We start from the raw sequence: 11,219 nt of genomic DNA, 5'->3' as shown, positions 1-11,219 counted from the left end.
GACGACAGGTTCAACACGATGCCTGCCGCAGCAGCAGAGCTCTTGAAGTCCTCCATCTCACCGGGGAGATAGGACGACCCGGTGGTGTAGACCAGTGAGAAGGTCAGGGTCTGACCGCCACTAATTCCTGTCCCACACTCATTTGCTCCAGGTCCTGGCTTCTCACAGACCGCTGGTCCCGATGAGGGGATCTTCCAACCGTGGGAAGTCAACAACGTCCGGGCATCTTTGATGCTGTAGGGATAGGTGCTTGCCGACTCAAGAGAGCCCATGTAGGGATTGGACGGCTTTGGCGGAATTGGACCGTAATCTGGATAACCCCCAGTCCCAAGGAGGAGTGACTTCACGACCGCCGACTGATCCATCAGGTGCTGGAGTGCCTGGCGGATGTAAAGTTGCTTGAAGATGCTCCCGACTTGGGGGTTAATGTAGTTCAGTGACAGGAAGTTGATCTCCCAATAGGGAGTGGGAACGATGCTGTAACCCGCCGCCTTCACTCTTGGCAGCGTGGAGAGGTCATTAGCAGGTACGTAGCCAGCCTGAATCTCAGATCCCGATAGGAGCGAACTGAACTCAGACGAACTGGAGGTGTAGGGAACCTCCTTAAATACCTTGTAGTTAACTTTTGGTCCCGAGTAATTTGGGTTAACTTTGAACGAAGCAGCACCTGTCGTATTGAACGAAGTGAGTTCAAATGGACCATCAACCACCTTCCAAAGGGGATTGGTCGCATAGGTAGAAGTGTCCTTGGATTGGGCACTCAGATAACTCAAAACAGCGGCAGCTCCTGATGCAGTCGATGCATAATTGCCCACCGATCCCGCGGTAGAAGTCTTATCCCACGACTGCTGGGGCATCGGAACCAACTCATCGAGCTGATCATCGGTGAACCAGATTGGGTTGACCGAATGTGACAGGTGCAGCACGACCGTGCTTGTCCCTGAGGTCGTCACAGAACTTATGTTATCGGGGATGTCCCCTGGAACATAGTCTGCGAACTCGTTCTTCTGAAACTTCAGCAGATCGAGGAAGAACATCAGGTCCGCGTTCGTCAGCGGCTGACCATTCGACCACTTCCATGGCTTGAGCTTGATAGTGACGACGGTGTTGTTTTGACTATACACCGGTGGGTAAGCCAGGCTGAGCGAAGTATTGAGAGTAGTGGCAGAGGTAGCGGTTCCAATGATATAAAGAGTTGGCCACATGAAGTTTTGAAAACTTCCCTTGTTGGCAAGGGTATTATACGCCGGCTCGACAAACGGCAGGATCGAATCCGGTGTACCCTGGGCTCCTTCTGCCATCGTGATTACGCCCGCGTTCGACGAGGTCGAAGACTGGCTGCTACTCGATGTACTGCTTGAGCTCGAGGAGCCACAAGCAGCAAGAATCGCACCCCCGAGTGTAGCGGTTGCAGCTACTGTGGCCAGCCTTTTCAATGGACTGACGCGATTAACATTTCCCAAGCGATTGGACACCGCCGACCCCCCTGTTCCTTGGATGATCCAATACTACAGGTATCGCCGCCAACCTGTACGAAAATTTACAGTTTGTTCTTTGTTCTGTCACATTTCATAGATTTCCTTCATGTTTGCCCCAGATAGGTAGTTCTACATGGGAAGGAAACCGACCCCCAAGATGCACACGATTGCGTGCAACGACACTCCTTCGAGATCGATGCTCGTCAGGCCAAACGTTTCGATTGATGTCAAATCTCGGGAAGTTGCTCGACGCGATCAAAATTCTGATTCGGTGACCACGACAGAACAAGTTAGCAGTGTCTGGGGCTTCGACCACCAATGAATACACAGTATTGGGAACCATGGCTTGAGGGTTCTCGAAGCCGTCGCGATAGCGACAACGCAAAATAGCATCGGTGATGTTCATTGCAAAACCATGAGGATGTGAACTCGATGGAGGGTACACATCGAGGAGCTTCCAGTAAAGGTCCGTATCAGTGGCGGACGACGAGATCCAGAGGTGTAGCGAAGGGCGACCGACCACTGCGACATCCGTCAAAAGCGGCTCTGACTCGAAGCAGACCGAGTCCTCGCGTAGCTCGAGTGGAACCGTGACGGATTTCTTTGAGGATCCGTCTCGCACCACCCACAGTTGCTCGTAAGCCCCACCTCGCATCACAGGTTCACCCGATGTGATCGCCCCACCGACGGTGGGAAATGGACGACGAGGGTCGTACTCATACTCGACATAGTCTTCATCAACATCGGGATTCTGAGGGCTGAGCACACCCCCCGGATGCAAATACCAAGAGCTCGATTCGACACCGACGGGAGGCCACTGAGGACTGGTTTCCCAACGTCCGCCATGGAAGAGACGTCCCTCATCGGTCGAGTGACCGCCTCCGCCTCCCATCAGGAAAAACTCGACGCCAGCGGAGAATAAGTCCTGGCTTGAACCGTTCATAAGAGAACGAAACCAACGTTCACGAAACGCAAGGTAATTGGGCGCAAAGCGACTCTCGAGAGTCGAGGCGGATCCAAAATCAACTTCGCCAGCATGCGTCGTACTCCGTGCACCGTGAGTCCATGGTCCCAGCACAAGATACACCGCACTCTTCTTAGCTTTCGACAGCCCGGAGAAGTTATCCACAGCGGTCATAGTGTAAGGGTCGTACCAGCCCGAGATGTGAACCGAGGGAACATCTGGAAACTGTGAATAGTATCCACGCCCGTACAACCCAACCTGCTTCCAGTAGTTAGTAAAAGAGGACTCGGCGTTCTGCTCCAGGAGATACTCCTCGTAGCTCGGCGCGTAGCTAATGGGTGACTTACCCTTCTCCCAAGGCCACAGACGAATCCAAACCCAAATATCATCCTCTGATAGATCAGTAGCGCTGGGGGCGACGATCGCAGCCTCCCGACTCTTCGCAGCGTGCCTGATCGCCCAGGTCACCTGCTTCAATTCAAAGGCTCCACCCTGACGGCAACCCGCCTCATAGGCACTCGCGAATCCCCCACAATCCATCAGCATCCCAGAAAGGTGCTTTGGCCTGAGCGAGGCGAGGGCCGCCTGCACGTGCGCGCCGTAAGACAACCCCATGGTGAACACTCGGCCATCGCACCAGTCCTGAGACCCAAGCCACTCAACCGTATCAAAGCCGTCTTCCCCTTCACAGAGGTATTTCGTGAACTCGCCTTGCGAGTCTCCACGACCTCGACAGTCTTGCATCACCACGCTGAAGTCAGAACCCGTCAGATAGGCCGCTACCTCCGCTGGCGTCAGCGGACGGTCTATTCCCGGATACTGCTCGGACGCCCTTGGAAGACGGCGACCATAAGGTGTGCGCTCCAGTATCACAGGCCGGGGTGCGTTGCCCTCACGATCGGGTTCGTAGAGATCGGCCACCAGTTGGACGCCGTCTCGCATCGGAATCTCAAACGCTGAGCGCCAGCAACGAGTCCCGTCGACCCCGACAACAAGCTCCCTCTCAGTCGGTCTCGCCATAATGCAAATCCCCCATACGCAGTGAACCGCCCGCTTTCAACGCACCTTATCAGAATAACGCAGCTCCACTCCATCATCGAGTTGCTGGCAAACCCGAGCCAAACCGGCAACCTCCGCGCCTCTGACCCTTCCAACGATAATCCCAATTCCCGTAGCCGTGTCCACAAACCTTAAAACCCAAGGTGACTACCCGAATCGTTCTGCTACCACCAAGATGCGAAAAACTTATCCGTTTACCCTTTCAACTGACACCAGTCGGAATGCCCATTCCTACAACTACCTACTGATCAACCTTGTCAAGAATGCCGTAAATGAGAAAATTCAACCCCCATTCTTGGCAGCTGCAGTGCAGCGAGCCCATCGCGATCAGGCACGTTGATAGTCATGACCTTACGCGAACCCAGGGCTGGGAGGGGAAAGATCTGTAGTGCCTCTCAGTGGTACTCGATGGTCTTTGGGGTGAGGATCCTACGTTTTTGATCCCACCCCTCGGTGACAACATCGGCGACTGTTCGTTTGGTGTTGTGTTCGATCCCGGACTCGACTTCGTTCATGACTTGACGGAGTGCACGTTCGGCTTCCCGCTTGCCACCGTTGATGACTTTCGACACTTGCCGGCGTTTGCCGGTCGCTGGATCAGGGCCCGCATCGGCGCGGATACGACAGTTTCAAGGCCCGAACTCAGTGAAAGAACCCTGGGCGATGGCGGGCTTGGCATTTTGATGATGCAAAACCAAAACTCGCATCAGCTCTTGGGGCTATACCCACGCCGAACTGGGCTTTTGTGGCTGGCGGGCCAGGGCTCGAACCTGGAACCTCCTGATCCAAAGTTAGATCTCATACAATACTGTTGGACGTGGCTAGCCTGTTAGGGCAGTTCACAGGGTACGTTAGAGAATCCACAGTGGGTCATGCGCCGTGATTCAACGATAATCCGTATCACAATCCGTATCACGCCAATCGACCACGCGCGGACCTTCGAGCTATATCCCACGCTCGCTTCCCGATCTGCCTCTTCTAGGATCCTGCTCATCTGCACTCGCGTGATGGTCTGTAATCGCTTGGACGGTATGCGCTCAATCCAGTCCTCCACGACCTTCTCGTCAAACTCATCTGACACTACCCATGTTCTAGGCTCCAAGGCGGCTGTGAAAGTCAGTCCTGGATTGTGTTCCGCCAACTACGCAGGGCTTCTAGGTCGGGTTCGCTCAGGTCGGCCAAGGTGAGAAAGGCGGGAAGTTGCAGTTGCGATAACGCCGAGCGAAAGGCGTTCTCGGTCGTGGTGCCATGGGAGCGACATAGCTCTTCCCTCGCGTTCTCGTCGTTGTCTTGGTTCTCGGAGGCTGCCCGCAACTCGCCAAGACGGACAGTCTCCAGGTAGTCGTCAACGATGTCCTCAGTATCGGCATCGACAGCTCTCAACAACAGCATCGCGATCATGCCTGTGCGATCCCGTCCCGACATGCAATGGAACATTACTCCACCCGGTGGAGCATTCAGGATTGCCGACAGAGCCGCACCGGCGCGCTCTGGCATCGCCTGAAGATGAGGGAGAAAGTAGAGTGCCGTGCCTTTGAGCCCGTTGTCCCAGTAGTTGCTCCAGAAGTCCTCGTTGTCCAAGCCGTCCAGATCGACCTGGCGTATCGTCAGCCAGCCGGGCCGGGATCCAACATCGCAGCTTCTTTCACTCGGCTGGCGAAGATCAACGACTGTACGTATCCCTGCTTCCCAGATCTGCTCCCAGCCCGCTTCGCTCACCCGGTCGACGTTCTCGGAGCGAAAGAAGACACCCCTCGGCGTGTAGCTGCCGTTGCGTCGTCGAAGGCCACCAAGATCTCGCGCGTTTACAAGTCCGTCTACACGAAGTGCCCGTTCGCCCGTCATCGATCCGTGCCCGTAATCAAGCCAAGTGGGTACACACTCAGGCGCGACAAGAGTGCTCGTTGATGCATTGCCGGTGATCCGCAGCCTGTCCAGAGAGGACGAGCTTTGAAGACAGCGAAAGGTGACCTATCTAACGCGTCGTTGATCGTTCGGCAAGAATCGTCATATCTGTCGCGCCAAGTTGTGTGCATCAGCGACGAGTCTATTGCACTGTGCATCCTCCGGGTCGCGCAGTCCAAGGCTAGCTATCGCGATGATGTGTATGACTTACAAAGGAGGCACCACCAAATCCAGGTCTGGCCTGCCGGAATTTTAGCCCATGTCGGTGGAAAGCCCATCGCGTGACACTCCCAAGTCGAGTGCCACTGGGCGCTCAGATGTTCATGAGTGGCCCACTTGGTGCATATACATGCTCATGGCTGCTACTCAGACTCGTACAGATTATGGGGAACACATTCCAGGAGCCCGCAAACACGACAATGGGACTGCACTCAAAGTTCTCGATGACCTTGGTACCATGGCCCAATCTGACTTTGGGTATCCCGCCGATGTGGTGATTGCCAAGCTGACTGAGATCCGTCGAGATGATGTATGGGGATCGCTCAACAGCCGTCTGGCCCAGCTGCAATCCGAGAACGCGAACCCCGCCTTGGCCCTAGCGTGGCGAGTGCTCTATCGTAGTTTCGCAGCATCTGCAGCCTCCACTGAGGTGAAGCCGACCACGACAACCAGCGGGCGGCTGTGGGTGATTCCGCCTTATAGTGCCTACGTCTTTGGACACATTTACACAGCGGTACTCACCCGCATCGAAATGGAGATGGAACAGATCCCTCCGAATACATCGTGGCTCGATATCAACAAGGCGATGATTCTGAGTCCGCCAAGCAAAGAGTCATACAGTGGGTTCTTCGCTGGTATTCATGCACTAGAGGAGATTCAAAAGCTCCTGCCCAATCACGATTCAGACACAAGCTTTGCGGTTGAAAAGGACGTACCTGAGGCGGTTGCTCACTGGCTAGATCAGGAACAACAACGTGGCCAGGCACTGATGGGTCTCGTGCGAACAAGAGGGCGGGACCTTAGCCAGCGGTTGCGCATCGCGAAATCAGAGGTGTTCCGGGAGTGCGTGGTCGATTATGAGGCACACCTGCGAGGGGTCATAGACGAGTTGGTGCTAAAGGAGAGTTGGCTGAGCGACACCAAGGTAGCGCTCAGGTCGTGGCTACGCCGCTATGTCGATGACTCTGTGACGGGCACTTATTGCCCAGACAACATCCATACGGGGATTCGCTACCAGGCGATCGACCAGTATCTTGACGATCCTATAGCCGTCGGGGATGAGGTAGCGAGGGAGGTATATGCCCGCGTTGTCTCAGATGCGAGCTTCAACCCGTTCAGAGTACCCTTAGCGAAAAAGACCTCAACTGCCGAGGCGGACACGGGTTCGGTCGAGAACAGTGATGCCGAGTCGTTCGAGAGCATCCTTCACGAGAAGGTTATGCCACCGACGCGTTTTGAGCATCTAGGGCGTGAGGTTTCGGGTGGAGGTCCATCACCTCGAGTAGGTAACGTTAGTGAAGCTGAGTTGTGCGAGCTGGTGCCCTTTCGCGGTATCCAGTATGGGAACTGGGCGACCCAGTCAGAGCGCCAGGAGATGCTCAACCTCGCATACGACGCGATGAGCGATCTCGCCTTAGCGTTGGGAGTGTCAACGCAATACCTGGCTCTACCTCTCGAGCTCGAATCAGGTGTGCAGAATCTGGGCCTTGCTCTCGGTGCGCGTGGGCGTGGAGGAAGTGCTAGCGCACATTATGAACCTGCTCGACACGTGATTAACCTCACCAAAACCAAAGGAGGAGGGGCACTCGCCCATGAATGGATGCACGGCTATGACCACAAGGTAGCGGCCGATCTCCACCTTGGTTGTGACTCAGCCTCTGCGATCGCGGGCAACCCGGTGTATGAATTCGTGCAGTTGCTACGACAGGCCATCCCTGAGGCACGAGAACAGGCTCTAGCTAGTGCCGTTGCCCACAAACGTGATCTCATGCTCGAGGCTGTACTCCCATCGAGAGTCGAGGCAGAGCTTGCTCGATCAAGTGGAGGGGTAAGTGCTTGGCGGGTTGTTGGTGTCGCGATGAGTGAAACCATTGCCAAATGGGCAACTCACCCAACCCCCGTCATAGCCTACGCCTGCACGGGGCATCAAATCGACTACGAGGTAGTCATCGCCAATATGGCGAGTGGGCTTGTTGAACATGGAGTGCCAGAGACGACGGCAAACGCTTTGGCCACATTGTGGGCCAGTCGGACCTCCGGTGCCACCTGGATCAAACTTGATCGGGTCCTTAGACGTGATCCTGTGCTTCACCGAGGACAGAGCGAGTATCTAGCCCAAGCCCAACTACTCAATGGTGCCAAAGCGACTGGCTACTGGACTACACCAACGGAGTTATTTGCGCGAGCGGGATCAGCGGTTGTCTTTGACCGCCTGCGGGATCTTCACGGTGTTGTGAATGGGTTCCTTGCCGAATCGAGTAACCCCGAGCTGTTCGATGCCGCGAGACATAAGGGAAATCCAAATCCTGCAGGAGTCGAACGTGAAGTCTTCGCAAAGGCGTTTTCTAACACCCTGGCGGTGAAGATGCTGGCTGAGGATGGACGAGCCCAAGTTCGACAACAGGAGGTTGTTGTCGGGGCAAGGCGACAGATGCGGCTCTTCTAACGACGCATGGTTGGTGCATATATATGGAGGAGAAACCAAGGAGGTCATGGTGAGAGATTTCTACTATCAAAACAGCTACGACATCGTTGCCTACACCTACAAGGCAGATCTCATCTGCCCCGCGTGTATTTTGGGTGCCTTGCCAGATGCGTGGGAGGTCGACAAGGTAGAGGCCTCTGACATTGAGACAGCACTCCATATCATCGCCGAAACCCAGGACGTCGACTACGACAACGAAACGACATACGATTCTGGAGAATTCCCGAAGGTGGTATTTCGTGACCAGGTAGAGGATGGAGATGCCTGTGGCGAATGTTTTGGCAAGTTCGAGGACTCGGCCTATCGGACCAAACCCGAGCCTCGTGTGCGTGGTCGACATATTTGACCTGGAGGACAGGGGGTTGGCATGAACACTGCATATCTGGCTTATCAAGCGGTTGAGAGAGTTGTTGGCGCTCATGGGGCCGGAACCATCAAGGAGTCCGAGTCCGATGATCTCGGGGTATGGGTGATCGTAGTGTTTGGCAACAGTAGTGCTCACTTTATGGAAGCAGCAACGATCCGACCAGTATTGACTTGCGAGGTTGAACTATAAAGATCTATCCACCTGCACGATGCCCACGCTTCCCGGAGCTTCAGGGTTCCGACTGACACGGTCGTCGCGTCCTACCTCACCTGCAGCAAAGTCCAGAACACAATCGACTATCACGAGATCTCGACAACTCCTGCTTGCTCCTGCCTCAGCGCAAGCCAGTCCAACCGGCAAGCAGTTGGTGCAGAACCTCTTTGTACTGTTCGGCCGACCGCGGCGCTGCGCTGGTGAGGGCTTGAGCGAAGGGCGTTGGAAGGAACCAGATGAAAAGGGCACCAAGTGCGACAAGCAGGAACTCTTCAACATGGCCTTCCCCTGGGCTGCTAGCGCTGATGCTGTGGGTCCATTCGAGCAGCGTGACCCTCAGACGACCGATACGTGCATGGTATTCAAGCAAGGAGGGTCCATTGCGTACCGCCCCTGCATCGACAAGAAGCTCGGCAAGTCCGGGTTGTGCCTCCATTAACTCGAAGTAGCCATCGATTAGCAGCCCGATCTGCTCGGTCGAGGTGCCTCCGGTACGCCAGACCCAAGCAACTAGCTGTTCAACTTGATCAAGTGCGCCGAGGAGGAGTTGGAGAAGGATCTCGTCTTTATCTTGGAAGTAGTGGTAAAGGAGGGTGCGTTTGATGTTCGCCGTCTGCGCGATGTCGACCATGCTGCTCCCGGCGTAGCCGCGGTTGGCGAAGACTTGGCGGGCAGCGTCGAGGATGTGTCGGCGCTGGACGACAGGGTCGGTTCTGGTCCTCATCGGTTCTCTTTTTCGCCGAGTGCCAAGAGCGCGACATCAATCGACTGATGGAGGTCGTATGCGGTGTCGAAGCCAGCAGAGCGAAGCTTCGCGTCATCCCAGATCCGGTCGTGACAGAGCGCCTCAACCGCGTAACGGGTGAGGGTCGGGTTCTTCAACAGCCTCTCCTGTGCGGTGGCGAGGCCAAGAGCCAAGGGACGGGGAACGCTCCTAGTCTTTGCGACCACACCTCGGTGCACATCCAGCACCTCCTTGAGTTGCGCCCACGAGAGCTCGAAGCCCCGCAAAAGGTAGGTCTCGCCAACCGCTTCAGGAAGTTCGGCGAGAAAGGCCATGGCGCGACCGATGTCTCTGGTGTCTACGCAGGAGAACCGGGCCATGCCACGGTCGATCATCGGGAACCTGTTCGCCGCATGTGCTTGGGCAAGCTGCGAAAAAAAAGAAGTCTTATCGCGAGAGCCAATCGTACTAGCGGGCCGCAAGATCACATAATCGATACCGGCATCCCTGGCAACGGCGCGCACAGTATCTTCACGTTCGACAGCCAGTTTGGAGATTGGGTGAGACGGTCGACAGGGGGTGGTCTCGTTGGCTGGGCAAGTGCCTGGCGCGTAGCCGTAGACCACGATTGTGGACAATTGCACGAACCGAGAAACCCCAGCCTGAGAGGCCGCGCGAATCAATCGCCGTGTGAGCTCAATGTCGACTTGGCGCGCCTGGCGAGGAGAAGCCTGGACGGCGGCAGTGCAGTTAACCACAACGTCGGCTGAGCTGGCAACAGCCTCGATGCTCGACTGATCAGCGAAGTCAACCTGGGTGACTCGCACGCCAATCCTATCGAGAAACACCCGATCTGACCCAGCTCGAAGTGGCGCTATGACGTCATGGCCTGCCAAGTGGAGTTGTTCGGCGACATGGCTCCCGATAAAACCACTTGCACCAAAAACTACAGTCCTCAAAGCGGGTCTTTCTGCACCATCCCGTAGGTTCCCTAACCCAACCACAGATACGTTCCTCCTCTACCTTCCACCAATGACGAAGATTCAAAAGCTTACTGGCACTGCGTCAATACTGGTCCGTCAATGACTGGGCAGGAACGGCCAGCAGGTTTGGTGCAGACTCGGCGACTTGTCCACTCAACGGAGGTTCTCGGGCGCGGAATTGCCAGGCTCATACCGACCGCTCACCTTGAATCTCGAAGACCGTTACAACCTTCGGAGCTGGGGAGGCATGTGCGGTCGGATTGCCATTGGAGACAAGCGCTACGACTGGTGCGAATGGGGCCAGAAGCATCCCAGAATTACCAGCGGTCCCCAAAATGACTAACCGGCTTACTGCCTAATGGTCAATAGCTATCCAGGACGTCAGAGTAGCCGTGGCTGCAAAGCGACGCTCCCGCGGGCAACTGGGAAAATAGCGACACGCGGTAGTGGACAACCGCGATCGCCATCACGACAAAGGACTATCCAAAAATGCCTGCGAGAAACACAAACAGCCTCATATGCAGGGTTGGAGATCCAACGCAATGAGGTCACTGAGCGCAAACGACTCGCCGAACTAGGCTGCCATCTGAGGATCAGTGCTGGTCGCCTGCCCGTGGCTACTGGTTCTGGAACCGATCATCTATACGTTGGGGCCAGATACCTGACCGTGGTCTTCCAAATAGGTACCTTCATGACGGCATGACGTCCCTATTTAAGCAGTGGGTTGAGGGGGGTCACCAGGTGGGTGAGAACGACTGGGTCATATCTGACGGGGACTCTTCGCGCCACCAACCTCGAAGCTCACTTGGATCGCAACGGGAA

8 protein-coding genes are annotated in these 11,219 nt (G+C 55.7%); 2 read left to right on the top strand and 6 right to left on the bottom strand.

The annotated features are described in order from the left end of the window. From M7Q83_RS08945 to M7Q83_RS08930, 4 genes are all read right to left on the bottom strand, one after another. Positions 1-1,301 (bottom strand): ABC transporter substrate-binding protein (locus tag M7Q83_RS08945; RefSeq protein ID WP_298337674.1); only part of this gene is annotated, 1,301 nt, incomplete at its 3' end. A 268-nt stretch (positions 1,302-1,569) separates the two neighbouring features. Further along, a complete protein-coding gene (locus tag M7Q83_RS08940) occupies positions 1,570-3,462 on the bottom strand; it encodes a CocE/NonD family hydrolase (protein WP_298337671.1) in 1,893 nt (630 codons plus the stop codon). A gap of 868 nt (positions 3,463-4,330) precedes the next feature. Continuing rightward, on the bottom strand, positions 4,331-4,582 hold the full coding sequence (locus M7Q83_RS08935) for a hypothetical protein (RefSeq protein WP_298337668.1): 252 nt from the start codon (positions 4,580-4,582) through the stop codon (positions 4,331-4,333). Between the two features lie 35 nt (positions 4,583-4,617). Next, positions 4,618-5,346: a tyrosine-protein phosphatase gene (locus M7Q83_RS08930; RefSeq protein ID WP_298337665.1), complete on the bottom strand. Its 729-nt coding sequence runs from the start codon at positions 5,344-5,346 to the stop codon at positions 4,618-4,620. A gap of 415 nt (positions 5,347-5,761) precedes the next feature. Here M7Q83_RS08930 and M7Q83_RS08925 point away from each other — a divergent pair, with 415 nt between their 5' ends. Beyond that, the gene (locus tag M7Q83_RS08925; RefSeq protein WP_298337661.1) at positions 5,762-8,071 is read left to right on the top strand and encodes an LPD1 domain-containing protein; all 2,310 of its coding nucleotides are present in this window, start codon (positions 5,762-5,764) and stop codon (positions 8,069-8,071) included. 49 nt (positions 8,072-8,120) lie between these two features. Further along, the gene (locus M7Q83_RS08920; RefSeq protein ID WP_298337658.1) at positions 8,121-8,456 is read left to right on the top strand and encodes a hypothetical protein; all 336 of its coding nucleotides are present in this window, start codon (positions 8,121-8,123) and stop codon (positions 8,454-8,456) included. Positions 8,457-8,811: 355 nt separating this feature from the next. Here M7Q83_RS08920 and M7Q83_RS08915 read toward each other — a convergent pair whose 3' ends face one another. Then, positions 8,812-9,414, bottom strand: a complete 603-nt coding sequence (locus M7Q83_RS08915; RefSeq protein WP_298337654.1) for a TetR/AcrR family transcriptional regulator — start codon at positions 9,412-9,414, stop codon at positions 8,812-8,814. Further along, on the bottom strand, positions 9,411-10,373 hold the full coding sequence (locus M7Q83_RS08910) for an NAD-dependent epimerase/dehydratase family protein (RefSeq protein WP_298337652.1): 963 nt from the start codon (positions 10,371-10,373) through the stop codon (positions 9,411-9,413). The genes M7Q83_RS08915 and M7Q83_RS08910 overlap by 4 nt, the downstream gene beginning before the upstream one ends. Positions 10,374-11,219 lie beyond the last annotated feature (846 nt).

It is taken from the genome of Ferrimicrobium sp., assembly GCF_027364955.1.
GTDB lineage: Bacteria > Actinomycetota > Acidimicrobiia > Acidimicrobiales > Acidimicrobiaceae > Ferrimicrobium.
Note: the sequence above shows the minus strand (reverse complement) of the source record. Positions and strands in the feature narration are given on the sequence as shown.